The organism is Corynebacterium nasorum (assembly GCF_032821635.1).
Lineage (GTDB): Bacteria > Actinomycetota > Actinomycetes > Mycobacteriales > Mycobacteriaceae > Corynebacterium > Corynebacterium kefirresidentii.
On the sequence record NZ_JAVBIE010000013.1, the window covers coordinates 25404 to 50472 of the forward strand.

The 25069-nt window shown below is 57.2% G+C and carries 22 protein-coding genes; 12 read left to right on the forward strand and 10 right to left on the reverse strand.

The annotated features are described in order from the left end of the window. Window positions 1-26 precede the first annotated feature (26 nt). Window positions 27-491, forward strand: coding sequence for a hypothetical protein (locus RAE07_RS10140; RefSeq protein WP_316328176.1), 465 nt, complete (start codon window positions 27-29; stop codon window positions 489-491). Beyond that, window positions 484-798 carry a transcriptional regulator gene (locus RAE07_RS10145; RefSeq protein ID WP_200287647.1) on the forward strand — a complete coding sequence of 105 codons (315 nt, stop codon included), beginning with the start codon at window positions 484-486 and terminating at the stop codon, window positions 796-798. Before RAE07_RS10140 ends, RAE07_RS10145 begins: the two co-directional genes overlap by 8 nt. Here the strand turns inward: RAE07_RS10145 and RAE07_RS10150 are convergent. From RAE07_RS10150 to RAE07_RS10160, 3 genes are all read right to left on the reverse strand, one after another. Continuing rightward, on the reverse strand, window positions 773-2047 hold the full coding sequence (locus RAE07_RS10150) for a glycosyltransferase family 87 protein (RefSeq protein ID WP_317001785.1): 1275 nt from the start codon (window positions 2045-2047) through the stop codon (window positions 773-775). The two genes, RAE07_RS10145 and RAE07_RS10150, sit on opposite strands and share 26 nt — an antisense overlap. A 77-nt stretch (window positions 2048-2124) precedes the next feature. Further along, window positions 2125-3978, reverse strand: a complete 1854-nt coding sequence (ilvD, locus tag RAE07_RS10155; protein ID WP_317001786.1) for a dihydroxy-acid dehydratase — start codon at window positions 3976-3978, stop codon at window positions 2125-2127. Window positions 3979-4032: 54 nt separating this feature from the next. Then, window positions 4033-4575, reverse strand: coding sequence for a PH domain-containing protein (locus RAE07_RS10160; protein ID WP_200287641.1), 543 nt, complete (start codon window positions 4573-4575; stop codon window positions 4033-4035). 306 nt (window positions 4576-4881) lie between these two features. Between RAE07_RS10160 and RAE07_RS10165 the strand changes: the two genes are divergently transcribed. The 9 genes from RAE07_RS10165 to RAE07_RS10205 all read left to right on the forward strand — a co-directional run bounded on the left by RAE07_RS10165 (window position 4882) and on the right by RAE07_RS10205 (window position 15515). Next, window positions 4882-6732 carry an acetolactate synthase large subunit gene (locus RAE07_RS10165; protein WP_200287640.1) on the forward strand — a complete coding sequence of 617 codons (1851 nt, stop codon included), beginning with the start codon at window positions 4882-4884 and terminating at the stop codon, window positions 6730-6732. A 2-nt stretch (window positions 6733-6734) separates the two neighbouring features. Continuing rightward, window positions 6735-7253 (forward strand): acetolactate synthase small subunit, encoded by a 519-nt coding sequence (ilvN, locus tag RAE07_RS10170; RefSeq protein WP_086589129.1) that lies wholly within the window; start codon window positions 6735-6737, stop codon window positions 7251-7253. 100 nt (window positions 7254-7353) lie between these two features. Continuing rightward, the gene (gene ilvC / locus RAE07_RS10175) at window positions 7354-8367 is read left to right on the forward strand and encodes a ketol-acid reductoisomerase (protein WP_200287638.1); all 1014 of its coding nucleotides are present in this window, start codon (window positions 7354-7356) and stop codon (window positions 8365-8367) included. 113 nt (window positions 8368-8480) lie between these two features. Next, entirely contained in the window at window positions 8481-10271 is a 1791-nt protein-coding gene (locus tag RAE07_RS10180; RefSeq protein ID WP_200287637.1) for a GmrSD restriction endonuclease domain-containing protein, read from the forward strand. Then, a complete protein-coding gene (locus RAE07_RS10185) occupies window positions 10213-11166 on the forward strand; it encodes a hypothetical protein (RefSeq protein ID WP_259824478.1) in 954 nt (317 codons plus the stop codon). Before RAE07_RS10180 ends, RAE07_RS10185 begins: the two co-directional genes overlap by 59 nt. 63 nt (window positions 11167-11229) lie before the next feature. Further along, the gene (gene serA, locus RAE07_RS10190) at window positions 11230-12816 is read left to right on the forward strand and encodes a phosphoglycerate dehydrogenase (protein ID WP_308767516.1); all 1587 of its coding nucleotides are present in this window, start codon (window positions 11230-11232) and stop codon (window positions 12814-12816) included. 121 nt (window positions 12817-12937) lie between these two features. Next, window positions 12938-13957, forward strand: coding sequence for a 3-isopropylmalate dehydrogenase (locus tag RAE07_RS10195; RefSeq protein ID WP_259824344.1), 1020 nt, complete (start codon window positions 12938-12940; stop codon window positions 13955-13957). Window positions 13958-14138: 181 nt separating this feature from the next. Further along, complete coding sequence (locus tag RAE07_RS10200) at window positions 14139-14948, forward strand: fumarylacetoacetate hydrolase family protein (protein WP_049360951.1); 810 nt, start codon at window positions 14139-14141, stop codon at window positions 14946-14948. A 201-nt stretch (window positions 14949-15149) separates the two neighbouring features. After that, entirely contained in the window at window positions 15150-15515 is a 366-nt protein-coding gene (locus tag RAE07_RS10205; protein ID WP_375545471.1) for a class I SAM-dependent methyltransferase, read from the forward strand. On the opposite strand, the gene RAE07_RS10210 is transcribed toward RAE07_RS10205, so the two are convergent. After that, complete coding sequence (locus RAE07_RS10210) at window positions 15512-16615, reverse strand: isochorismate synthase (protein ID WP_317001787.1); 1104 nt, start codon at window positions 16613-16615, stop codon at window positions 15512-15514. The two genes, RAE07_RS10205 and RAE07_RS10210, sit on opposite strands and share 4 nt — an antisense overlap. A 100-nt stretch (window positions 16616-16715) precedes the next feature. Between RAE07_RS10210 and RAE07_RS10215 the strand changes: the two genes are divergently transcribed. Then, entirely contained in the window at window positions 16716-17867 is a 1152-nt protein-coding gene (locus tag RAE07_RS10215) for a CE1 family esterase (RefSeq protein ID WP_316328167.1), read from the forward strand. 85 nt (window positions 17868-17952) lie between these two features. On the opposite strand, the gene RAE07_RS10220 is transcribed toward RAE07_RS10215, so the two are convergent. The 6 genes from RAE07_RS10220 to RAE07_RS10245 are packed head-to-tail and all read right to left on the reverse strand — an operon-like array spanning window position 17953 to window position 25040. Further along, on the reverse strand, window positions 17953-19434 hold the full coding sequence (locus tag RAE07_RS10220; RefSeq protein WP_317001788.1) for a choice-of-anchor M domain-containing protein: 1482 nt from the start codon (window positions 19432-19434) through the stop codon (window positions 17953-17955). Beyond that, complete coding sequence (locus tag RAE07_RS10225; RefSeq protein ID WP_316328164.1) at window positions 19431-20339, reverse strand: anchored repeat-type ABC transporter permease subunit; 909 nt, start codon at window positions 20337-20339, stop codon at window positions 19431-19433. Before RAE07_RS10225 ends, RAE07_RS10220 begins: the two co-directional genes overlap by 4 nt. Continuing rightward, window positions 20336-21064 (reverse strand): anchored repeat-type ABC transporter ATP-binding subunit, encoded by a 729-nt coding sequence (locus RAE07_RS10230; RefSeq protein WP_316328162.1) that lies wholly within the window; start codon window positions 21062-21064, stop codon window positions 20336-20338. Before RAE07_RS10230 ends, RAE07_RS10225 begins: the two co-directional genes overlap by 4 nt. Further along, window positions 21057-21935, reverse strand: coding sequence for a choice-of-anchor M domain-containing protein (locus RAE07_RS10235; protein ID WP_316328160.1), 879 nt, complete (start codon window positions 21933-21935; stop codon window positions 21057-21059). Before RAE07_RS10235 ends, RAE07_RS10230 begins: the two co-directional genes overlap by 8 nt. Continuing rightward, window positions 21928-23439, reverse strand: a complete 1512-nt coding sequence (locus tag RAE07_RS10240; RefSeq protein WP_316328158.1) for an anchored repeat ABC transporter, substrate-binding protein — start codon at window positions 23437-23439, stop codon at window positions 21928-21930. The genes RAE07_RS10235 and RAE07_RS10240 overlap by 8 nt, the downstream gene beginning before the upstream one ends. Then, a complete protein-coding gene (locus RAE07_RS10245) occupies window positions 23439-25040 on the reverse strand; it encodes a choice-of-anchor M domain-containing protein (protein WP_316328156.1) in 1602 nt (533 codons plus the stop codon). Before RAE07_RS10245 ends, RAE07_RS10240 begins: the two co-directional genes overlap by 1 nt. Between the last annotated feature and the right edge of the window lie 29 nt (window positions 25041-25069).

The window sequence follows — 25069 nt, forward strand, 5'->3', positions numbered from 1 at the left end:
ATTCGAGGGTGAAAGGGATAGAGACGATGGAAGACAGCGTGCACGAGGCACTGGCATTTAATGAAGAAATGGAGCAAGACCAGAGCGCAGGGCGGAAGACCGCGCTTAATGCATTGTTTGCTGCGGCGTTAGCAGGACTGTGGTTTGGCCTGAGCCAATTTGGGAAAGGTATGCCGCTATGGTTATCTCTCGGAGTCATAATTGCCTGCGTGGGTGTAGGCCTTTGGGTAGGCGCTAAAAAGCGTGACGTACGTGCAGGCTATAGACAAAATCCTTTTGACCAGCCGCAGCCGGACTGGAAATACTATCTCGGATTTTTTCTAATGTTTGCCCCTACGTTTTTCCAGACCTTTCTCGAAGGGCACATGGTGATTGCGGCCACCGTATTCACGTTGTGGGGCGTGGGTGTGTTTTGGGCTCTCAATTCGGGAGCAATGGATATGTCCACGCGTGGCCATAGAGACGACAAGCAGGCGAGCGGTGATGAGTGAGCTTGATCCAGTAATTCACCCGCTTAACCGGTTTAAGATTTGTGCGGTACTTAATGCTGCCGGGGCAGTGGAAGGTGCCATTAATAAGGAGATGCGCTTTGCGGCGATCCGGGACAAGGTGAATCAATCCGATGCCACGCTGTCTAAGCAGCTAAGCGCACTGGAAAAAGAGGGGTATGTCAGTCGCTTTCGTGAGTATGGATCCTCACGTGGCAAGGACACGGTATGGGTAATGCTCACAACTAAAGGTAAGGCCGCATTCGATTCGCACCTTGCAGCGCTTAAGACGCTAGCGGGACAGGAGTAGCGGTATTCGCGTTCCGGTTATTGCGCTGGGAGGCATAGAAAGCGGCTGCGAAAAGTGCGACGGTCAGTATGGTTAGCCACACGAAGTCATCCACCCAGAACTTCTGGTAGCGCTCCATGGCGTGGACATCGACTTGGTCGCCCCACCACCATTTGGGCGGGACGGTCAGAAGCATGCCTGCCCAGGCAACGAGAACGGTAAGAAGGCTGCCCGCGGCCCATCCCGTAGAAAGCCAGCTCCAGGCGCGGTAAAGAAAGACTGGGATGATGAGCGTGAGCCAGACCCAGTGGTGTGACCAGGAAACGGGGGAGATGAGCAGGAGGGTGAGGGCGGTGACCAACTGGGCGTCGACAAGCAAATGCTCTTCGCACAGGCGCTTAATAAGACACGCCGCGAATGCAATGACCACGAGGGAGGCGGCGATCCACGCGATGTTGATAGCCAGCCCATTGGCATCCATGGCCTCCGAAGAAGAATACATGCGCTGAATGGCGCCCTTGATAGAGCTATTCGACTGGTAATCAGTCCCCACGCCGAAATCGCCGCCAGAGCCCATATCGAGCAATTTGGAACTGAAGAACTCCACGAACGCGTCCCAGCGGAAGGCTGCGGCAAGGAGGGTGGCCGCAACAGCGGAAAGGAGCGCTGTGGCAATCTGCTTCCACTCCTTGCGCACGAGGAAGTAAAGCAGCATGGCCAGAGGGGTTATTTTGATGGCGGCCGCCAGACCGATCAGGATTCCTTGCGGTAGGAAGCGCCGGCGCGGAACGAAGTCGAGGACAACGAGCGTCATGACCACGATATTGATTTGGGCAAAGCCGTTATTGAGGTCAACCGGCTCAAAGCGCAATACAATTGCCCAAGTAATGGCGGCGACGGGCAGGAGGAACTCCGGATTTTTCAGCACGGCCTTGAAGACAAAGTAAAGGCAAACGAGAACGAGCAGGTCAGAGAGAATGACCATGATGTCGCCTGCCATGTCGTGGTCAATACCGTCGAAGGCCGTTAGCGGAACCATGACCAGCGCGCCAAAGGGTGGATAAATGAAGGGCAATTGAATATCGCCGGCCAGCATGGGTTCGCTGTAGACAGAGCGGTGTTCAAGGAAGGCCTTGACGCCTTCGCGGTAGACCACCATATCGATGGGGAAGTCCGTAATGTGGATATCTTGGACGATCTTCCGAGCGCCAAAAATGAGCCCCAGTAAGGCCAGGGCATAGCGGAATAACGGGGTACGCGCGAATTTCATCGCAGGATATCTTATGTGATTTGCAGGCAAAAGGCGCGCACCCCACCGAAGCACAGCAATTTAGCAGCTATCTCCTGCTAATTCACATAACCGTCAACCACGCGAACCGCGCCGCGGTCAGCTGAGGTTGCCATTGTCGCATATGCACGCAGTGCCTTAGTGATCGGGCGGTTGCGGCTTACTGGGGTCCAAGGGGATTCGCGCTGTTCTTGGGCGGCGCGGCGGCGCTTCAGTACTTCCTCATCCACGTCTAGGGTGAGCTCGCGCTCGTGGATATTAATAGAGATGGTGTCGCCGTTTTCGATGAGCCCGATAAGTCCTTGGTGAGCAGCCTCGGGGGAGATGTGGCCAATGGATAGGCCGGAAGTACCGCCGGAGAAGCGGCCGTCGGTAATCAAGGCACATGCCTTGCCCAAACCGGCGCCCTTGAGGAAGGAAGTCGGGTGGAGCATCTCTTGCATGCCAGGGCCACCGGCCGGGCCTTCATAGCGGATGACCACGACATCGCCCGGCTGAACCTCCTTATTGAGGATGATAGATACCGCTTCCTCCTGGGACTCTACGACTCGTGCAGGGCCGGAGAAGGTCCACAGCTCCTCTTCGACGCCCGCTGCCTTGACGATGGCCCCGTCGGGAGCGAGGTTGCCGCGCAGGACAACGAGGCCACCGTCGGAAGAAAAGGCATGCTCGGCGTCGTGGATGCAGCCATTGGCGGCGTCGGTATCGAGATCGTCCCAGCGGTTGGATTGGGAGAAGGGCTCCGTGGTGCGCACGCCGCCGGGGGCGGCGTAGTAGAGTTCGCGGGCCTCCTCGGTGGCGTGAGGGTTGCGGATATCCCAGTCATCGAGCCACTGTTCGGCGTTGTCATATAGCGCTGTATGTACCTTGAGGTTGAGGTGCCCGGCGCGGCGAAGCTCGCCCAAGATGGCGGGAATGCCGCCGGCGCGGTGAACATCTTCAATGTGGTAGGTCCCGTTGGGCGCTACCTTGGACAGGCAGGGTACGCGGTAGGAGATGTCGTTGATGTCATCCAGGGTGAAGTCCACCTCGCCTTCCTGCGCGGCCGCCAAGGTGTGCAGGATGGTATTGGTGGAGCCACCCATGGCCATGTCTAGGGCCATGGCGTTAGTGAAAGCTTCCTTGGTAGCGATATTGCGCGGCAGTACGGATTCGTCTTCTTCGCCGTAATAGCGACGGCACATATCGACGATGGTGGTGCCGGCCTTTTTGAATAGGCCGCGGCGGGCCGTGTGGGTGGCCAAGGTGGTACCGTTGCCGGGCAGTGCAAGGCCGAGGGCCTCGGTCAGGCAGTTCATAGAGTTGGCGGTAAACATGCCGGAGCAGGAACCACAGGTGGGGCAGGCAGATGCTTCGACCTGGGTTAGTCCTTCATCCGAGACCTCATCATTGGCGGAGGCCGTAATGGCCGTAATGAGGTCGGTTGGGGCGTGGGCTACGCCATCTACAACGACCGCCTTTCCTGCCTCCATTGGCCCACCAGAGACAAAGATGGTGGGGATATTCAAGCGCAGGGCAGCATTGAGCATGCCGGGGGTGATTTTATCGCAGTTGGAGATGCATACCAGGGCGTCGGCAGTGTGGGCATTGGCCATGTACTCGATGGAATCGGAGATGATTTCGCGGGAGGGAAGCGAGTACAGCATGCCGCTATGGCCCATGGCAATGCCATCATCGACTGCGATGGTGTTGAATTCCTTGGGCACTGCGCCGGCCTCACGTACGGCATCGGCGACAATATCGCCGACGTTTTTGAGGTGCACGTGGCCGGGGACGAATTGGGTATAGGAGTTGGCGATGGCCACGATCGGTTTACCAAAGTCATTTTCCTTGGTGCCGGTTGCGCGCCACAGGGCCCGGGCGCCAGAGGCCTGGCGGCCGACGGTAGTTACTTTTGAGCGCAGCGGGAACATGGTTTAAAGTCACCATTCCTTCAAGGGATGTGGGGGAGAGCGTCGGTGGCGTATTTAGTTTTCGGCCGAGGGCTTGAGCTCGGGGTGGCGCTCAAGGTAGTCCGCATACTCTTCTTTGCTGAGCAGGACTTGCTGGCCGTCGCGGTGGACGATAACCACCTTTTCATCTGCCGCTTCACGGCCCTGGGTAAGGGCGTCCGGGATGCGGCCGCGGGAGGCCTCTGAAAGGCGTGGGAGCGAGTTAAAGGTGATACCGGGCAGGTTGTGCTCTGCGCCGCTTCTCGTACGAGCAAAGGCGCGGGAGCGTTGGAACCCGATACCGGCAAAATCGCCCCAAGGGATCTGGACCTTTTTCCGGAAAGCATAGGAAATGTCGATCCCGGATTCGGAGACCTTGGTGCGGGATTTTATGACCCACCACAGCCCAAGGGCGGGGATGATAAACAGCCATGCGAGGTATTTGGGGGCCCACCCAATGCTCAATAGCGCAATGGTGGACAGGATAAGGATGCCCAAGATGTGGTCACGGGATGGCTTGAAAACCTCTGCCTGGGTGGTGGACTGATGAGGTTTATTGTCCTTAGGTGGTGGAGTCATAGTGTGCAAGCCTAATTCACAGGGGTGGGTGAGGGCTAACCTATTTTCAGGAATGTCTCACCATGTGGGAAACCGATCCCAAATGGGGGTAACTGTCATAACCGTAATACCTATCGGTGTATAGTCATGCTCATGATCATTATTCGACTTCAGGTAGTACCAATGTGGCGGTGACCGCGGCGCTCATGACGTCGACGCTTTTCGCCCCCGCAGACACACCAGCCCGCGGGGGCTTTGTTCATATCTAAAGGCGTTAACGATGATGATCACGACCAGTATTAGAGCAATCCAAGGAGCACATTAACCGTGGTTACGACAACTTCGCCCACGCCCGCTTCGGTGGCTGCAGCCTCACGCGCCCACGCTCCGGAGCGGATGAGTGGTGCCCACGCCATTGTCCGCACTCTTGAAGATTTGGGAACCGATCTTGTCTTCGGCATTCCAGGCGGTGCCGTGCTTCCGCTCTACGATGCTTTGCATACCTCGACCAAGCTGCGGCATGTGCTCACCCGTCATGAACAGGGAGCTGGACATGCTGCGGAAGGCTATGCGCAGGCTTCTGGCAAGGTGGGGGTGTGTATTGCCACCTCGGGGCCGGGTGCGACTAACTTGGTGACAGCGCTTGCCGACGCCAACCTGGACTCCGTCCCCATCGTCGCTATCACTGGCCAAGTGGGAAGCAATCTTTTGGGAACCGATGCCTTCCAGGAGGCCGATATCCGTGGTGTGACAATGCCGATTACCAAGCATAACTACATCGTGACGGATCCTAGGCAGATTCCCGCTGCTATTGCTGCAGCATTCCATTTGGCTTCTACAGGGCGCCCAGGACCGGTCCTAGTGGATATTCCGAAAGACGTTCAAAATGGCCACTTGGACTACTCTTTCCCAACCGAATTCGATTTGCCTGGATATAAGCCAACGACCAAGCCACACCACCGTCAAATCGCGCAAGCGGTTGAACTCATCGCGCAAGCAGAAAAGCCGGTTATTTATGCCGGAGGCGGTGTCATCAAGGCGGAGGCAGCACAGGAGCTGCGTGCGTTTGCGGAATTTACCGGAATTCCAGTTGTGACCACACTCATGGCCTTGGGATCTTTCCCGGAGTCTCATCCGCTGCATATGGGCATGCCGGGCATGCATGGCACCGTTCCGGCGGTCGCGGCGATGCAACGTGCGGATCTGCTCATTGCCATCGGCGCGCGCTTCGATGATCGAGTAACTGGGGATACCTCAACCTTTGCCCCTGAGGCCCAGGTGATTCATGCGGATATCGATCCTGCTGAAATCGGCAAAATCCGTGAGGTGGACGTGCCTATCGTGGGTGATGCGCAAAAAGTACTAGCGGGACTTTTAAAGGAATACCGTAAAAACTCCTCTCTGGATCTGCCGCAGACAGGTCCATGGCGGGACTACCTTGACGGACTCAAAGAGCGGTTTCCCCGTGGTTATGATCCCACTCCGGATGGGCAGCTAAATCCTCAATTTGTCTTGGAGAAGCTCAGTGAAACCGTAGGCCCCGAGGCAATTTATTGTGCCGGAGTGGGGCAGCACCAGATGTGGTCGGCACAGTTTATTGACTTTGAACAGCCGCGTTCCTGGATTAACTCCGGCGGGGCTGGAACCATGGGCTACGCGGTACCGGCAGCCCTTGGCGCTAAAGCAGCATGCCCAGATAAAGAGGTATGGGCGATTGACGGTGATGGCTGCTTCCAGATGACCAATCAGGAGCTAACCACCGCAGCTTTGGAGGGCTTTCCATTCAAGGTTGCCGTTATTAATAACGGCAACCTAGGTATGGTCCGCCAGTGGCAAAACTTGTTCTTTAATGAGAACTACTCCCATACAAAGCTGCGAGAGCGCGATGTCTATACCCCGGACTTTGTCCGCTTGGCAGAAGCGCTGGGGTGTGAAGCCATCCGGGTCACCTGCGAGGAAGAAGTGGTGCCAGCGATTGAACGGGCCCGTGCAATCAATGACCGCCCTGTGGTTATTGACTTCATCGTTGGAGAAGATGCCCAGGTGTGGCCGATGATTGGCGGTGGGGCGTCTAACGAAGAGATTCAATACGCCCGCGGTTTGCGCCCGCTATTCGATGAAACTGAATCGGCAGCAGAAAGTCCTGCCGATATCGACGAGACCATCCAGGAGGTATAGGCATGGCACCCACTGACGTTTCCCGGCATACCTTGTCGGTCCTGGTGGAAGACGTAGAGGGAATCCTGTCGCGGGTGACCGGAATGTTTTCGCGGCGCGGTTATAGCATCATTTCCCTGGTTTCCGCCCAAACGGAAAATCCGGGTATCAACCGGCTGACTATCGTGGTTGATGCATCCGAGACAATCATGGAGCAGGTAACTAAGCAGCTCAATAAAATTGTTCCGGTCATCAAGATAGTTGAGCTTGAGGCTGACGCAACCGTGGCGCGAGCTCTGATGATGGTCAAGGTGGCTGCAAATAATACCAACCGGCCCCAGGTTGTCGATGCCGTCAATATCTTCCGCGCTCGCGTGGTAGATGTGGCGCAAGAATCCGTGGTAGTAGAAGCGACTGGTACCCCGGGAAAGCTGGCGGCGCTACTGGATGTATTAGAACCTTTTGGTGTACTCGAGCTGGTGCAGTCGGGCGACGTGGCCTTAGGGCGTGGGCCCAAAGCATTGGCTCCGCCCCGAAATTAATGTCTCACTAGGTGGGCATTAAATCCCATACACTGATACAATAGTGGGTGGGACGTTGATTCATTGAACTTTCAATCACTACAGAATTGAGGATTAGGACATGGCAATTGAGACCTTTTATGACGATGATGCGGATCTGTCCATCATTCAAAACCGCAAGGTAGCCGTCATCGGCTACGGTTCCCAAGGTCATGCACACTCGCAAAACCTGCGTGACTCCGGCGTTGAGGTTGTTATCGGCCTGCGCGAGGGTTCCAAGTCGGCGGATAAGGCTGAGGAAGCAGGTTTTGAGGTTAAGACCGTGGCAGAGGCTGCTAAGTGGGCAGACGTCATTATGCTGCTGGCGCCAGATACCTCTCAGAAGCAGATCTTTGAAGAGGAAATCGCCCCTAACCTGGAAGATGGCAATGCACTGCTGTTTGGTCACGGTTTGAATATTCACTTCAAGCTGATTGAGCCGCAGGCCAGTGTCACCGTCGGAATGGTTGCTCCTAAGGGGCCTGGTCACTTGGTTCGCCGACAGTTTGTAGATGGCAAGGGAGTTCCGTGCCTCATTGCTACTGAGCAGGATCCGAAGGGTGAAGGCCATGATTTGACCTTGTCCTATGCCGCAGCCATCGGTGGTGCGCGTGCCGGCGTTATCCCGACTACCTTCGAAGCAGAGACGGTTACTGACCTCTTCGGGGAGCAGGCTGTCTTGTGTGGCGGTGTGGAATACCTGATTCGTACCGGCTTTGAGGTTCTGACTGAGGCTGGATACGAGCCAGAAATGGCCTACTTTGAGGTTCTCCATGAGATGAAGCTGATTGTGGACCTGATGTTTGAAGGCGGCGTCGCCAATATGAACTACTCGGTATCTGATACCGCAGAGTTTGGCGGCTACATTTCCGGTCCCCGCGTTATCAATGCCGATACCAAGCAGCGCATGAAAGACATCTTGTCTGATATTCAGGATGGCACCTTCACCAAGCGCCTGCTGGCCAATATTGAGGGCGGCAACAAGGAATTGGAGGACCTGCGCGAGGAATTTGCACAGCACGAGATTGAAAAGACCGGCGCTAAGCTGCGCGATTTGATGAGCTGGGTCAAGAACCCACTGGATGCTACGGCCTAGCACATAAGGCCACGCGAATAGCGCCAAACCCACGGTGAATTAGGGGTGTTCACCGTGGGTTTTTCTGAATTATCGGCAGGAAAGAATTAATCCTTGGGGGTAGGATGTCGGGCATGGGCTTTACGACGCCAAGTTATGATCTCAAAGACCTCTTTGCACGGATTAATCGCGGGGACATCCAGCTACCTGATTTCCAACGCAGCTATGCATGGGACGAAGATCGCATCCGTTCACTCATTGTTTCTGTGCTGCGCGGCTATCCCATCGGGGCGCTTATGGCACTTGATACTCGAAACGAAAAGATGCGCTTTCGCCCCCGCGCCCTCGCCGGCGCGCCGGATACCGGCGTTGACCCCGGCTTGCTCCTTTTAGATGGACAGCAGCGTTTGACCACGCTGTATCACTGCTTCAACGGCGAGGGCTTTGTAGACACAACTGACTTCCGCAAGAAGAAAATTCATCGCCGTTTCTTCATTGATATTCGAGCTGCCGTGCGGGGCGAGATTATGCCGGATGACGCCATCTTTGCAGTCGATCACAAAGGAAAAATTCGATCGCACTTCGCACCGACGATTGAGGGGGACATTCTTTCACGGGAAGACGCCCTAGAGAATATGTGCATTCCTGTTGCTTCACTATTGAGTGAAGATGGCGTTGGCATGCTCTTTGAGCTTGCATCGACCAAACAGGAATACAGCGCGGAGCTAGCAGCGTTTAATAATCGCATCGTTAGACCATTGTCCGGCTATGACCTGCCGATGATTCGGCTTTCCCGAGAAACAGAGCGAGCCGGCATCGGGTCAATTTTCGCGCAGGCAAATTCGGCAGGCCTGCAAATGGACGTATTCGATTTACTCACCGCAGTATTTGCTTCCGAGGATCCCACGTTCCACCTGGCCACTGATTGGCAAGAAGTGGAAAAGGATCTGCGTACGTCCCCAGCTTTGGACGGAATTGGGCGCACAGAATTTCTTTCTGCAGTATCGCTTTTAGTCTCCGGAGAAAAGGGCCGTGCTGGTGGGCAGCGCGAGGACATCTTAAAGCTGTCCCTAACGGAGTATAAGGCGGCGGCCAATGATTTACGCATTACTTTCCGTGAGGTATCTGAGTTTTTGGCGGAACGATGCATCCTTAATACGGATCAGGTTCCGTTTAATGAACAGATTGTTCCTCTAGCCGTCATCATTGCCCGCCTGGCTAAACGCGGGGGAGCGCTGTCTACCCAGCAATCGTGGGACCGCATGAACCAATGGTTCTGGTGCGGCGTCTTCGGCGAGCTTTATGGCTCGTCTGCAGTGCAGCTGCGCGCCGCTCGCGACGTGGATGAGGTCACCGAGTGGGTAGCGGGCGCAACGGATGAGGCCCCGAAGACTGTCACCGATGCCACCTTCCGGGAATCCCGTTTGCTCTCTGTGGATGATAATGACGGTGTATGGCATGGTCTCTATGCCCTCCTTATGGCGCGCGGCGCAAAGGATTGGCGCACAGGAAAGGCGTTTAATAGGCGCACATTTGAAGAGCTCAAGCCGGGCTTTTTCCCGGTGTTCCCGCTGAATTGGTGCAAGCGCCACGGAGTGGACCCCGTTTTGGCGGAGTCCGTGATGAACTACACCCCAATGGGCAAGCGAACTGAGGTAGTACTCGATGGCTTCGCTCCCGATCGCTACCTGCCGCGCGTTCAGTCCAAGTCCATCATGGAAGACAGGCAATTTGATGAGGTACTAGCGTCCCACGATATGAATTTGAATTACCTGCGGGCGTCACAGCCGCGAGAATTCCTAGCAGACCGTCGTCAACGGTTCCTTGACATCGTGGAATATGCTTTAGGTAAACCTGTCATCCGTGATGTGGATGAAGCAAACCTGTTTGGTGGAGAGGAAGGCCCGCAAGCTTTTGATCGCTAATTCTGTGCGCCTGACTGCCACAGTGCTTGTCGCATCGCTCGCATTAGCTGCCTGTGGCACGCCAGTTACTGAAACCAAACTGGTCAGGCGGGGATTGTCTGATTTGGATGAGTCTGAAATTGACCTCAATAAGGCCAAAGCGGAGAACCAAAACCGGCTGATTGACCCGAAATTTGACGGCAGATTCGTCATTGTCAATGACCCCATAGGCATCGAGGCTAGCCGCCTATTTTTTGAAGATTCCGATTCGCTCGTCCTCTTTACCGCGGATGATAAATCTATTCTGCGTGCAGCAACGTTGGCGGTAAACCAGCATTTGCCTGCGGTGCAGTATGACGACGCTAGGCGATTGGAAATCCATAAGCTACTCACGGACCTGGGAGTACGACGCTTGGTGATTGTCGGCGATGTGCCGTGGACACAAACATCTGGGGACTTCGAGGTGATTAAGGATCCAGGTACGCACAAAGCGCTGGGAGAGTTTACGGCATTCCAATACGGCTCCAAGGTGGTAGCTTCCCCTGAGCAAATGGTCAAAGATATTGCGCGATTGGACAAGACTCCCCAAGTGGAGCTGCGGCCCGCATGGGTGCCGTATGAAGGCGAGCCTGAGGCTGATGGGAAAAAGAAAAAACCTGTCCCAGCACAGTCCCGCAGGGATGCCCAGATGGCGCCGAATATCATCGCGACAAAAGACAGTCCCATCGCGAACGTCATTACGGCTGCAGCCTATGGCGGCAAGGTGTTGGTGGTGCCGACTGTTGATCCATTGGAGGATAAGCACAGCATGGCCGCTGTTGCAGGCCTTGAAGATGGTGCCTTAGTAGCCCTTGGATCGGAATTCGGTCGAGTGAAAGAATTTAAGTCAAAAATCAAGCAGAGCACTCCTTCCTGAACTACACTTCCTTGACACGCGGGAATTCCGCGTGCACCGCATCACACTTAAGCGAAGGAAGATATGTCGAAGCCGGTAGTCCTTATTGCCGATAAATTAGCTCAATCCACAGTTACGGCCTTGGGGGATTCAGTTGAGGTTCGTTGGGTGGACGGTCCAAACCGTGCGGAGTTGCTCGCCGCAGTTCCGGATGCAGAGGCTTTGCTGGTGCGTTCTGCAACTACTGTTGATGCAGAGGTTTTAGAAGCAGCTCCAAAGCTAAAAATTGTGGGCCGCGCAGGAGTAGGCCTAGATAACGTTGATATTCCGGCGGCAACGGAAAAGGGCGTCATGGTGGCAAATGCACCTACGTCTAATATTCACTCGGCGTGCGAACAGGCCATTGCATTGCTCTTGGCGACGGCGCGCCAGGTACCAGCAGCCGACCAGTCGCTGCGCGAGGGGGAATGGAAGCGTTCTTCTTTCAAGGGCGTGGAGGTATATGGAAAGACCATCGGTATTGTTGGTTTTGGACACATTGGTCAGCTCTTCGCACAGCGTCTGAAGTCTTTTGAAACGACCATCATTGCCCACGACCCCTATGCCAACCCGGCTCGTGCGGCGGCACTGGGCGTGGAACTGGTCGAATTGGAAGAGCTCATGTCTCGTTCCGATTTTGTGACCATTCACCTTCCGAAGACCCCAGAGACTGCCGGAATGTTTGATAAGGAGCTTTTGGCTAAGGCGAAGAAGGGGCAGATTCTCATTAATGCGGCTCGCGGCGGATTGGTGGATGAGGAGGCCTTGGCCGAGTCTATCGAACAGGGGCATCACCGAGGTGCGGGATTCGATGTTTTTGCTACGGAACCATGCACTGATTCTCCGCTCTTTAAGCTGCCGCAGGTCACCGTTTCCCCACACTTGGGAGCCTCCACTGTAGAGGCCCAGGACCGAGCAGGAACCGATGTGGCGGCTTCGGTGCTCAAGGCTCTCGCTGGTGAGTTTGTCCCGGATGCGGTAAATGTCTCCGGTGGTGCTGTAGGAGAAGAAGTTGCTGGCTGGCTGGATCTCGCGCGCAAGCTAGGACTTACGGCTGGACGCCTGCTGGGGCAGGCACCCGTTGCTGTGGAGGTAGAAGTCTGCGGCGAGTTGTCCACCGAAGACGTAGAAGTACTAGGTCTATCTGCCGTGCGGGGTCTGTTTAGCGGCGTGACATCGGAGCCGGTGACATTTGTCAATGCCATGCAGATTGCGCAGAGCCGTGGGGTAGAGGTGGAGGTATCTACCAACGCGGAATCCAAGGGGCACCGCTCCTCCTTGCAGGTGAAGGTTATCGGTGCTGATGGAGAAACTTCCTCGCTTACAGGTGCGCTTATCGGCATCGATGGAACCGAAAAGTTTATTCGTATTGACGGTCGTGGCGTCGATATGCGCGCTACTGGCCGCAATCTCTTCTTCCGTTATGCGGATGCTCCGGGCGCGCTGGGAACCGTGGGCACCAAGCTGGGAGCTGCTGGAATTAATATCGTGGCGGCGGCGCTTACTCACGCTAAGCAAGAGTCTGACGCTGTTCTTATTTTGCGCGTGGATACCGAGGTGCCGGAGTCGGTCATTGCTGAGATTAATGCGGCATTGGGTGCAGAGTGCGAACAGTTAGATATGGACGCATAAAGCTGCTGGTGCAGAATCCGTGGAGCATATCCCGCGTAGTGTCAGGTAACTTCCTGCGCTGCGCGGGTCCTTTTTGGTAAGGTTGGTAAAAATCCACTCTGTGAGAAAGGAGTCCTACGTAATGAAACTTGCGGTAATTGGTGGGGATGGTATTGGGCCCGAGGTAACGGCTGAGGCTCTCAAGGTGCTGCATGCCGTTCGCTCCGATATTGACACCACCGAGTATGACCTTGGTGCCCGGCGCTACCTACGCAACGGGGAGCTTCTCACGGATGCGGATTTAGCTAGTCTCTGCGAACACGATGCCATCTTATTGGGGGCTATTGGTGCCCCGGGTAAAGTGCCTTCAGGCGTATTGGAGCGAGGGCTATTGCTCAAGATGCGATTTGCGCTGGATCATTACGTAAACCTCCGTCCTTCCAAGCTGTATCCCACTGCTTCTTCGCCGTTGGCCGATCCTGGAGACATTGATTTTGTGGTGGTGCGCGAGGGCACCGAGGGGCTGTACTGCGGAAACGGTGGTACCTTGCGCGAGGGCACTGAGCATGAGGTGGCCAGTGAGGTATCACAAAACACCCGCTTTGGCGTGGAGCGCGTAGTGCGCGATGCCTTTGCGCGGGCTGAGCAGCGCCGCAAGCACCTGACCTTGGTGCACAAAACCAATGTATTGGTCAATGCGGGTGGGCTGTGGCAGCGCACTGTCGATGACATCGCCGCTGAGTTTCCAGAGGTTCAGGTGGATTACCAACATATTGATGCTGCGACCATTTATATGGTTACGGATCCGGCGCGATATGACGTAATAGTCACCGATAACCTTTTTGGAGACATTCTTACCGATCTTGCCGGTGCCGTAGTGGGTGGCATTGGCCTTGCTGCCTCCGGAAATATTGATGCTTCAGGAGCGAATCCCTCGATGTTCGAGCCGGTCCATGGTTCTGCGCCGGATATCGCTGGGAAGGGGATTGCGGATCCGACGGCTGCTATTTTGTCGGCGGCCATGCTCCTTAGACACGTAGGCGATGAAGCCAATGCGCAACGGATAGAGGATGCGGTGGCGCAAGACGTTGCCCAACGCGGCGATGGGCCGGTGAATACCACTGAAGTCGGCGACCGAATTTCGCGCGCCCTAGCTACATAGGAGCAAACCTGCCCTGCACGATGCGCTTGCCGACGCCCCCGGATCCGAACGGTTGCTTTCATCCCCTCTTCCAGGGGCTTGCAATGGCGTTTGAAAGAACACCGCAATTTACTCAAATTAACTAATTAACACCGTAACCTTTGCACACATGTAAAGGGAGCGATTGAGTAGGATTACCGCTATGCGTTTAGGACGAATTGCACACCCAGAAGGAATCTGTTTCGCCATTATCGATGGGCCGAAAGACGCCCCGATGCAAGAGCTAGTAGCAAAAGAAATTGCTGGCACGCCTTTCACTCCGCCGGAGCCAACCGGGCGCGAGTGGAAGCTTAACGAGGTTCGCCTCTTGGCGCCGACCCTGCCTACCAAGGTTGTGGCGCTGGGCCGCAACTATGCGGACCACGTTGCGGAAGTCTTCAAGAAGTCTGCCGATAGCTTGCCGCCCACCATCTTCATTAAGCCGTCCACCGCGGTCATCGGCCCGGATGCCGCGATCAAGATCCCAGACTATGCCACCAATGTAGAGTTTGAGGGCGAGCTTGCCGTAGTCATTTCCAAACCGTCGAAGAATATCAAGGCCGAGAACTGGCAAGACCACGTACTGGGCTACACCATTTGCAATGATGTTTCCTCCCGTGACCTGCAGTTCAAGGACGGACAATGGGCTCGTGCCAAGGGGATCGACACTTTCTGCCCGCTCGGCCCATGGATTGAGACGGATCTGGACAGCTTGAATCTGGATGACCAGAAGATTAATGCCTACCTGACACATGAGGGCTCTCGTGAGCAAAAGCAGGATTCCAATACGGACCAGATGATTGTGAAGATGGGCGGCATCTTAGAAGAGATTTCCGCCGCCTATACCTTGCTTCCCGGCGATGTCATTACTACTGGTTCACCGGCGGGCACCGCTCCGATGGTGCCGGGGGATACCATCGAAATCGAGATCCCAGGCCTGGGAACCCTACGCAATTCCATCGACCGTGCATAACTCCCACCAGAGCGAGCATCGCCCCTACGTTCCCACTCCCGCGGAAATGGAGGAGCGGTACCGCAGCACTGATCAAGTATGGTCGGGAAAACCGAACTCCACCCTTGTCGATTATGCTGCGGAGCTTGCGCCTGGCTCTGCCCTGGACATTGGCTGCGGAGAAGGCGCGGACGCGCTCTGGCTTAAAACCACGGCTAGGATGTGTTGGGCATTGACTTCGCCCCGACGGCCGTAGCCCGCACTCGCGCCCTCGGCGTTGCCGCACAGGTTGCTATGTTTAGTGGCTTTAGCCATGAGCCCTTTGACTTGGTAAGCGTCCACTACGGTGGGATACGCGCAACGTCGGAAGAGGTCGAAAAGCTTGAGCACTTGGTAGCTCCAGGGGGAACACTGCTTTTTGTTCACCACGATATGGAGTCCACAGAACTGGCGAAGCCGGAATGGTTGGCGCACAACCTGCGCGAATTGGAAACTGTCACCCTAGCCCGCCGGGAGCGCCACTTGGCTGAAGGTGCAGGTGCGCACCACCGCACCGACGTCGTGCTCGTCGCCAAGCGCGTGGGCTAGAGGCTTAGCGCCTTCAAAATGGTGCGCAGCTTAGCGGTGGTTTCTTCCAACTCCGCTTGGGCATCAGAATCGCCGACGATGCCTCCACCAGCCCAAGCGCGTGCGGAGAGTCCATCGCCGGCAACCTCTGCGCAGCGAATGGCTACCATATATTCGCCGTCACCTGAACTATCGCACCAGCCGACCGCGCCGGCATAGAAACCACGGTCAGTCTCCGCAGTCTCAATAAGGGCTTGGGCGGCTTCGGCCGGGGTGCCACAGATAGCCGGTGTGGGATGGACCGCTAGGGCAAGCTCGAGCGCAGTCAAGTCTTTATCCTTGAGCGTTCCGGAAATCGGCGTGCCAAGGTGCCACATTTCATTTGTGCTTATCAGTTGTGGGACGTCCGGAATATCTAGTCGCTCGCACAATGGGGTGAGTGCCCGGCGCAGGTGGTCGACCACAAAAGCGTGTTCGTGGAGATCCTTGGAAGAATGCAAGAGGTCCTGTCCTGCGAGGTGATCCTCGGCCGCCAAGGCGCGGCGCGGAGACGATCCCGCCAAGGGAAAGGCTGACACAGTCGAGCCTTGACGCTTGACTAGAACCTCCGGGGAGGAGCCGACAAGCATCGCGCCCGGCCTTCCAGCGGGAGAGAGATCAGCAATGAACCCGTCACGGTTGGCGGAGAGATCGATAAGGCGCGCCGCCACGAGGCGCGGATCGATGGCTTCAGAGAATTCGATGTCTACCGCGCGGGCTAGAACTACCTTTTCTAGTTTGGAGGTTTCAATCGTGCCGATGGCTGCCTCCACGCGGCGAAGGTGTTCCTCAGGCTCTGGATCGAAGCCAACTACGCGGGAGCTTAAACTCTGGTTGCGATAATACGCGTGCGGTTCCAGCGGGCCCTCTTCGCGGATGATGGCCTCCGGTACGGTTAGTGCCGCGGGGGTGTCCGAATCGAAGGGGATCGCACCGACGACCATCTCTACATCCTTGCTGCGGAGAGCGGAAATTGCCGCATCGACGTCATTAAAAGTGTGGCGCGCCCCTTGGGTACGGACAGACCCCGTTGCCCGTGAGAGCAAAAAATCGGGGGCGGTGCTTGGTCTGTCTTCGTGCATGAAAATATAGCTTAATGCCTTGGGCTTTTCTTACAGAATTGAGTGTGCACTGGGCGTGTAAACAGTGTCTCTAGTGAAAAATGTGGTTAGTTTTAACCTTGTGGCTAATGTTACTAATTTTCTTCGCTATTTCCTTTACCTGATTGTTGTTGGTGTGCTGGCTTGCGGGGCGCTGCTGAGCGTGTCTCCTGCCCACGCGCAAGAAGCGCCTGCACCTGCACCTGCGCCGGCCCCAGCAAACGCACCACAGCCAGCACCGGCACCAGCACCGGCACCGGGGCCGGCACCCGAAAACGCGAAGCCGGTTATCCCGCAGCCAGATGGATCCCACCTCGTTCCAGAAGGCGTGAAAGAATCCACCCCGGCACCAGCAGATAAAGGTGCTGACCAAGACAACCCGGCACCTGCTCCAGAGGGATCATCGCTTCCGGAGCCGGCGCCGCGGCCAGCGATGGTAGATGCCAGCATCAACCCCAACCCGCCATTTAAGCCGGGCTCCATACAGTCGCTCACTATGGAGCACGAGGGAAAGACCCGCAGGTATCTATTGCGCATTCCCAATAACTATTCGCCGGAAAAGGCTGCGCCTGTACTTTTCGGCTTCGGTGGATGGGGAGATTCCCCGGAAAACTATTCCAGCTACGCACGCATGCAGACCACTGAAGCCAATAACGAGGCAATCATCGTCTACCCGGAGGGTTTTGAGCGTGCTTGGGAGGCAGCACCTTATGCCAAGACGCGCGATGGTGAGGACATCCGCTTCATCAAACGCATTCTTGACTCTGTGGACAAGGACTACCACGTTGACCGCAACCGCGTGTACGCCATGGGTATGTCCAATGGCGGCGGCTTTACCTCAGTGCTGGGCTGCCACGCCCAAGATACCTTCGCCGCTGTAGCCATGGTCTCGGGTGCTTTTTATAACCCGGTCGAGGTCAACTGTGCCGATGCGCCGATGAGTACCCTCATCATGCATGGCGTCAATGACAAGATGATGACCTATGAAGGCGGTGACCGGCACGAGGCTGGCTACTTGCCGGTGCGCACCGTGCTTGGCGGCTACCTGAAACGCAATCGATGCGATATGACCTTCCAGGCGACTCCAGAGGCTGGCGGTTCCGAACGCCTGAACTTCAACGGTTGCCAAAAGGACGTACAGCTGGTCAAGGTTCCAGAAGACCACACCTGGTTCTGGCAGCCAGATACTCCAAAGGTGGTCTGGGACTTCCTCTCGTCCAAGACCAGGGTATAAAAACAGCGGCGCTTAGCCACGGATGAGGCCCAGAGGAGAGATCCTCTGGGCCTCGTTCTATTGTTGGCCGATAATCAGCACTGCGCTAGTCGACGCGCGGCAAGTGAGCCGTGGCATTATCGGCCGGCTGCTGGGCTGGGGCCTTCTTCTTGCGGAAGAACTGGACATAGACCAACAGGCCGATTCCGAGCACCAGAGCGAATGCGCCTAGTCCGGCTAAAAGGCCCGCCCAGAAGCTGCTTTTAGCCAGGGTGGCGGTATACGCAGCGGCATTAGTCAGTACATTTCCAGTGTTTTTGCCTTCCGCAGCGCCGGCATCCGGCACCCTCTCTGCACCAGCGGTGCCTGCGGCCTTGCCCTTGGTACGCTTTGCGGACTTTGCGTCCCGAGAGCCGGTGGACTTTTTGGCCGTCGAGTGGGAAGAACCGCTGGTGGAAGCAGAACGGTGCGAGCCCGTGCCAGCGCCTCCGCTTTTTCCGGATTTCGCAGTGGAGGCAGAATCATTGACACGGCTAGCCGAATGGTGGGTCGTAGCCCCAGAACCAGCACCAGACTTTCGCGTAGTACCAGAGGCGTGAGCCGAACCGGTGGACGGCGTCTTATGTGGCGCTCCATCCTTCCCAGCGTCTTTTTCCTTGGTGCGGGAGGGCTGCTGGCGCTTGCCCGCGCTGTCCTCGTCAGAACCCTTCTTGTCTTCTTGTGGCTTGCCACCTTCTAGGAATTTCTGGCCCTCCTGCAGGGTATTGTCGAGTTCTTTGTCTAGCCCGGCGATGGCTTTGTCTACGTCTTTGACGTCTTTTTCCAGTTGCTTGGGGCGGCTATTTGAGTCGCCACCGTTGCCGGTAGCAGCGTCCGCATCGGTATAGTCCACGCCGCATAGATCTTTCGCATCTGCCTGCTCGCCGACGAGGAAGCCAGCATGGAGGTGATGGCGGGAGCCGTCGGGAAGCTCGAAGGTAAAGCTCACCGCGTAAGTACCCGGCTCGGTAAAGGCAAAGGCCGGGTGGGAATGGGAGTTGCCGGGGTAGTCCCAGGCAGAGCCATCGGCAGTGTCCATAAGCACCTTGGGGTCACCAAGATTCACCTGGTAGGCCAGGATGCGGCCATCTTCGGGGCCCTGTGCGATAGCCATGCTCAAGGTAGCGGTATCTCCAGTGGCGAGGAGATCCTGAGACAACTCTTGGGTATTAAAACCTAGCCAAGGAGCATCGGGGTCTTGCGTTTGCGGCAGAATCCAACCTTCATCGGGCAGGGAAGAATCACCGAGCTCTGATAGCGGTTGTTTAAGGTCATCAGATACCTCAATGGCGAAGGACTCAGAGTCATGCTCGACGCCCTTGTCATCATCTTTCACCGTGAAGCTGAGATCACCGGAATCGCCGCTGAGCGCCATGTCCTGGTGGCCCTTGGTGATGAGGTCGAAGTCGCTGGAAGAGCATTCCTCGGTGGATTCTTCGGCATATGCGGTGGCGGGCTCGAAGGGTTCTACTCCCGCTCCCGGAAGGGCGCCGAGGCTAATAAGTCCGGCGGCGCCAAGGGCCACCGCGGTGCGGCAGACAGGTTTCATGAGGAGACGGATTCCTTTCGTGGGGTGGGGTGTGGGGCGTCGGAAAGCGAGGCACCTGCGTGCTTGCGGGGGCCGAGCAGTGGGTGGATGGCCCAAACGCCCAAGAAAATTACGGTAAGGGTGAGCACGATGGTGGCGCCGGCTGGCAGGTCAATGGCCCATGCTAGGTAGATACCGAGGAAGCTAGATAGCGCGCCAATGAGGGCGGATAGCCACATCATGGTCGTGAGGTTTGCGCTAAGTAGGCGTGCCGTCGCGGCCGGAGTGATAAGCAGTGCGAGGACCAAGATATTGCCGATCGTGCTTACGGAAATGACCACTGCGGCCGTGACGCACAGGTACAAAATGATATCCAGCACAAAGACGGGCAAGCCCATCGCGCGAGCGGTTTCCCGGTCCAAGCACGTGGCGTTGAGCTGGGGGCCAAAGGCTATAACGATGGCGATAACCACGGAACATACGCAGGCCGCGATGATGATATCGGTGCGGGATACGCCGGTGAGTGAGCCGAAGAGGAAGCTTGTCAACGAGGCACTATAGCCATCGGTGCGCGAGATGATCACCATGCCCAAGGCGAAGGCCGCGGCGAAGAAGATACCGATGATGGAATCCGCTCGTACGTGGCGACGCTGCGAAAAGGCGGCGATGAGCAAGGCCACAACCGCACCGGCGACTGCGCCACCCACGAGCACCGAGGCTTGCAGGGCGAAGGCAATGGCTAGGCCAGGAAATACCGCGTGGGAGACGGCATCGCCAATAAAGGCCATGCCGCGCAGCACGACATAGCAGCCGATGACGCCGCACACGATGGCCGCCAGCAAGGAGATGCCTACCGCGCGAGCGAGGAAGTCAAGGTGGGGATTAACCAGGTCGCGCAGGAAATCGAGGAAGGAAATTTCTATCATGCGGAGACTCCAATGGCAGAAAGCAAAGGCGAACCGGCACGCACGCCAAAGGTGTGCGTCCACGGATCCGTCTGGCGAAGAAGGCGCGAAGCGGAATCATCGGCTACCACGGTGCCGTTAAAAAGAATGAGGCGGTGGCAGGAATGTGCGGCTTCAGAAAGGTTATGAGTGGACATAATGATGGAGGTGCCGCGGTGGGAAAGCTCTTCAAAAAGCTCGAGGAGTGATTCGGTATTGGGCGCATCTAGCCCGGTAAAGGGCTCATCGAGCAGCAGCACGTGTGGTTGTGTGACGAGTGCCCGGGCGATGAGCACGCGCTGGCGTTGACCACCGGAGAGTTCTTCGATGGGGCGGGTAGAAAACTCTTCCATGTGAACCAAACGAAGCGCCTCTGCCGCCGCGGCGTGGTCCGTGGCGCGCGGTCGCTTGAGCCAGCCGATAAGGCCGGTGCGGCCGCTGAGAACGGTGCGATAGACATTGATGGGAAAGCCCCATTCCACCTCGTGGCGCTGGGGAACATACCCCACAGTGCCGGAGATGCTGCGAGTTCCGGAGGAAGGAATAAGCCCTAAAATCGCACGCATGAGAGTGGTCTTACCAGCACCATTGGGCCCGAGGAGCCCGATGAATTCGCCCGGGCAGACAGTGAGGTTGGCATCGGTGATGACGCTGCGGTGCGAGAGCGAGACGTTGAGATCAGCAACGGAAATAAGCGGTTTAGCCACGGTTATCGCCCCGCTTGGCTGAACGCAGGGCGAGTCCCAGGGCCAGTAGCAGTACTACGGCGCCGACACCGGCGAGGACAAAGACCCAGGTGGGAATAGAGGAGCCCGCGGTCTGGGCATCGTCTGGATTCCAGGTGGTGTCCTGGGCCGCTTGGACGTCGGCATCATCGCCCACGGCGAAGGTGAGTACGCCATCGGTGTTGAAATCGGCACCGTCCTTGGTCTTGCCCTTTACCCTGATGCCTACCTGATGGGTGCCTGGCTCCGTAAACGTCCAGTTGGCGTGGGTGTGGGTATTGAGGTCTACCCAGAAGTCCTCGTCGCTCTTCTGCGCGGTGGACCACAAGAGCTGTGGCGCTTCGAAGCCGCCGTTTTGCAGGAAGAGGGAGAAATCGCCTGGCCCGGAATGGCCGAGGAATTCCATGGTGACTCCACGATCGGCGGCGTCGACAAGTGAGGGCGCCTGGGTATTCCACCCCAGCCAGGGAACACCGACTTGTTCGGTTTGGGGAACTACCCAGACCTTATCGCCGGATTCAGCGCCAACGAAGCCAAAGTCATCTGTATCGGGAAGGGTTTGTTGTGCCTTATCGCCCACGGAAAACACGAGGTCATCCAGGTGACGCCAGACTGGCTTATCGCCGGCATCATCGCGGGCCATAAGCTCAGAATCCGTGCCATCAAGCAGGGCACCAACGTCTACGTGACCGGTATCGATGACCTTTTCCTGGCCTTGTGGGGCAACGTGTTCATCGGCACCGACTACCTGGGCGAGGTCGCCCGCCCAAGCAGGACTGGTAGAAAATGCCAGGCCTGCAGTAAGGACGCAGGCGGCGGTGCGGGTGGCGGTACGAGTAGCGAATTTAAGCATTTTTATCTCCATCGGTGGGGGTGGGGGTGAGGCAGCGCTGAAGGGAATCAGCGTTAAATTTCATAAGTTCGATGTAGGAGCTGACGGTGTCATCGAACGTGTCGCCGTAGATGGGGCACAGCTCCACGCCTTGCTCCGCGGCAGCCTGCTTCAATGTCTCGGCGCTTGCCTGCTGCACGGGTTCTACAAACACCGCTGGCAGATGTAGGTTCTCCAGCGTGCGGCGCAAGGAAATGACTTCGCGTGGGGAAGGCTCGATGGCCGGATTGGGAGTGACGAAGCCGGCCACCGACATGTCATATCCTTGCTCCAGATAGGCGTAGCCGTGGTGGGTCGTCACGAGGTGCCGGTTTTCTTTAGGGATAGAAGAAATGGCGCGGTCAACATAGGTATCCGTATTCCGCAAGCGCTGGGTGTAGGCCTCCGCCCGTTGGCGGTAGGACGCCCCGTGGGAAGGATCTGCTTGCGCCATTTCCTCGGCAATGACATCGACGTAGGCGATGGCGTTGTCCACGTTGTGCCATAGGTGCGGGTCCACCTCGCCGTGGATGTGCTTACCTAGGACCGCCTGCGGCAATAGGTAGGTATCCGCGCCCGGCCTGCCCAGGAAGCGGTAGGCAGGATCAGGCGGAATGGGCTGCAGCACTGAAGAGGCGATGGACACCACGGTGGTGGCAGGGTCGAAACGCTTGTCCTGATCGCGCAAGTCAATGCTGTGCTTGGCTAGGTCACCTGCAATATCCAGGTGTCCGGAATCTATCACTTGCATGCCTTTAGGTGGGTTTACTCCCACGGCCACAGTGAGGTGTTGGACGTCGGTGCCCTCTGCTTGGAACCCGAGGTGATAGATCCCTGGCTGGGAAAATCCCCAAGAGACATGCGTGTGAGCGTTGGCCGGCAGGGTCACTGAGTCTTCTTTTTCATCGATGCCATCGGCCGAGTTAAAAAGGACCTCCGGGGTGCCGAAGGTAGAGACCACATAGGCCGCGACGTTACCTGGTCCGTCGGCAGAGACCATGCGGAAATCCACTCCAGAAGAGCGCTGTTGTGCGCCGCTGATACGCAGGCCCAGCCAAATTGCCTCGAGCGAGACATCTTCTACCAGCGGCACGAGAGTGGCACCGCGGGTGGAGGCAGCATCGGCCACTTCCACCACGGGGGCATCGGTGGATTCGTGCAGCGTATCGATGAGAGACTGCGGCTCCAGCAAGTAGCCATTGCTCAGCGCCAAATCGGCATTGGCAACATCGCGTACCGTGCGCAGCGTTGGCTCAAAGGTATGCGGATCTTTTCCACTGGGGATAAGGCTTTGTACGCGGGCATCTTCTCCCGCAATATTGCGCGCGAGATCCGCGAGGATCGGGGTGGTGGCCACCACGGTGAATTTCTCTCCGTCTCCAGCATCCAACGCGGCCGAGGGCGCACAACCAGTGGCCAGCAGGCAGGAGCCCAGCAGCGCGCCAATGGTCCGAAGCCTGCGTCTATGGGAAAGCGCACGCGCCATTAGTCCGCTGCCTTAGCTACAGCTAGGCGGGCAATGCCCAGGCCGAGGAAAAGCATGCCCAAGCCCAGTGCTCCGATGCCAAAGGGAACAATGGGAGTCCCCGTATTGGCTAAAGAACCGCCCTTGCTAGGGGCCTGAGCGGCCTGGCCAGTGCTTGTTCCGGTACTTGTGGAAGAGCCACCAGCGCTTGCCGACGCCTCATCTGCCGCAGCACCATATCCGCAGTCTCCGCCCTCCGGATTTACCGCAGCGCCTAGGTCGAAGTGCCCGTTGTCAAAGGCTTCCGCCGGCTTGTCGCCGCCGACCACGAAGTGAAGTGTCGCTTCGCCGGCGACTTGCTTGCCCTCACCGGTCTTGGCCACCTGGCGGATGGTGACGTCATAGGTGCCCTGCGCACCAAAGACCCAGTTGGGGTGCACGTGCGTATTAGGGGCAATCGAATAGGTGCCCTCCGCCGCATCGGCATTGCCTCGGAACCACTCATCGCCCACAATCTTTCCCAGTCCGCCCTGGGAGTAGACCATCATCGGGCCAGGGCCCTTGAAGCCTGCTAACTCCCAGGTGACATCGCCAGGGATATTCTCGCGCATGGTCGGACTTTGGGTATTAGCACCGAGCCACGGCACGCCATCGACCTGGGTAGAACCAATCATCCACGCCTGACCAGCTGGCACTGGGCCTACCTCTTGGGGCAGATCGACGCTGGATTTATCGGAGAGATAAAAGGTAGCGCCATCAGCATCGCGCCACTGGGAAGGAGAGACAGTATCGTCCTTGATTTGCGGCGTCATACCCGGGGTGCACTCTTTATCCGTAGCTGCACCGGATTTATCTGCGGCTGCAGCGCCGCCCTTGTCTGCTGAACGCGGAGTGCTCGTAGCTTCTTGGTCATTGCTAACCTCGCCGGTATCAGCCGATCGATCGGCTGCGGATGCATCGCCGCCGTCGCCCACCTCCCAGGTGTAGGTCACAGCATTGCTGGATTCGCCGTTGGAATGGGCTTGCACCGTCATGGTGTACGTGCCGGCCTCGCTAAAGGCCCAGTTGACGTGCCGGTGAGCAGGATTGGGCTGGTTGATGACCTCGCCGCTGGTGAGCTCCATTGAGCCGGAATCGGTCACCGTCTTCACATCGCCAAAGCCGCTGGTCTCAAAGACATAAACAGAACCCGGGCCGGAAACTTCGGCGAATTCTAGGTCAACGTTGTCAAAGCCGCCATCGCGTGCAGGCTGGGTATCCCAGCCCGGCCAAATGATGCGTTGATCCTGGGTCTGCGGCAGGAAATAGGTGGGCTGGCCGATCTCCGGCACGGCCTCGGTGGCATCGGACCAAGCGTCCTCCACAACCTTGAGCACCACATCATCGCCGGAGCGTGGAACGCTCGATCCAGTGATGTCTTCCTTCATCGATAGGTGTAGCTGACCATCTGGGGCCGTGACATAAAAGGCGTCTACGTGGCCAGAGTCGAAGACCTCATCAAAGGCAAGTGCTGCGGCGGGGGAGAAGAAGGCCAGTGCTGTGGCAAAGACGGCGGCGAATACGTGAATGAATCGGCGCCGCAGCGGGACGCGCCGAGGGGCAAAGGAGGGTGAATGATGCATTGTGGTTTCCCGTCTAGTTGGTGGGGTAG

What these genes read in the sequence shown, in the direction of transcription:
- RAE07_RS10195 (WP_259824344.1), top strand. Translation starts at nt 12,938, where the DNA reads ATGAAACTTGCGGTAATTGGTGGGGATGGTATTGGGCCCGAGGTAACG.
- RAE07_RS10140 (WP_316328176.1), top strand. Translation starts at nt 27, where the DNA reads ATGGAAGACAGCGTGCACGAGGCACTGGCATTTAATGAAGAAATGGAG.
- RAE07_RS10160 (WP_200287641.1), bottom strand. Translation starts at nt 4,575, where the DNA reads ATGACTCCACCACCTAAGGACAATAAACCTCATCAGTCCACCACCCAG.
- ilvC (WP_200287638.1), top strand. Translation starts at nt 7,354, where the DNA reads ATGGCAATTGAGACCTTTTATGACGATGATGCGGATCTGTCCATCATT.
- serA (WP_308767516.1), top strand. Translation starts at nt 11,230, where the DNA reads ATGTCGAAGCCGGTAGTCCTTATTGCCGATAAATTAGCTCAATCCACA.
- RAE07_RS10225 (WP_316328164.1), bottom strand. Translation starts at nt 20,339, where the DNA reads ATGATAGAAATTTCCTTCCTCGATTTCCTGCGCGACCTGGTTAATCCC.
- ilvN (WP_086589129.1), top strand. Translation starts at nt 6,735, where the DNA reads ATGGCACCCACTGACGTTTCCCGGCATACCTTGTCGGTCCTGGTGGAA.
- RAE07_RS10150 (WP_317001785.1), bottom strand. Translation starts at nt 2,047, where the DNA reads ATGAAATTCGCGCGTACCCCGTTATTCCGCTATGCCCTGGCCTTACTG.
- RAE07_RS10245 (WP_316328156.1), bottom strand. Translation starts at nt 25,040, where the DNA reads ATGCATCATTCACCCTCCTTTGCCCCTCGGCGCGTCCCGCTGCGGCGC.
- RAE07_RS10210 (WP_317001787.1), bottom strand. Translation starts at nt 16,615, where the DNA reads ATGCACGAAGACAGACCAAGCACCGCCCCCGATTTTTTGCTCTCACGG.
- ilvD (WP_317001786.1), bottom strand. Translation starts at nt 3,978, where the DNA reads ATGTTCCCGCTGCGCTCAAAAGTAACTACCGTCGGCCGCCAGGCCTCT.
- RAE07_RS10235 (WP_316328160.1), bottom strand. Translation starts at nt 21,935, where the DNA reads ATGCTTAAATTCGCTACTCGTACCGCCACCCGCACCGCCGCCTGCGTC.
- RAE07_RS10220 (WP_317001788.1), bottom strand. Translation starts at nt 19,434, where the DNA reads ATGAAACCTGTCTGCCGCACCGCGGTGGCCCTTGGCGCCGCCGGACTT.
- RAE07_RS10145 (WP_200287647.1), top strand. Translation starts at nt 484, where the DNA reads ATGAGTGAGCTTGATCCAGTAATTCACCCGCTTAACCGGTTTAAGATT.
- RAE07_RS10240 (WP_316328158.1), bottom strand. Translation starts at nt 23,439, where the DNA reads ATGGCGCGTGCGCTTTCCCATAGACGCAGGCTTCGGACCATTGGCGCG.
- RAE07_RS10185 (WP_259824478.1), top strand. Translation starts at nt 10,213, where the DNA reads ATGTGGATGAAGCAAACCTGTTTGGTGGAGAGGAAGGCCCGCAAGCTT.
- RAE07_RS10200 (WP_049360951.1), top strand. Translation starts at nt 14,139, where the DNA reads ATGCGTTTAGGACGAATTGCACACCCAGAAGGAATCTGTTTCGCCATT.
- RAE07_RS10180 (WP_200287637.1), top strand. Translation starts at nt 8,481, where the DNA reads ATGGGCTTTACGACGCCAAGTTATGATCTCAAAGACCTCTTTGCACGG.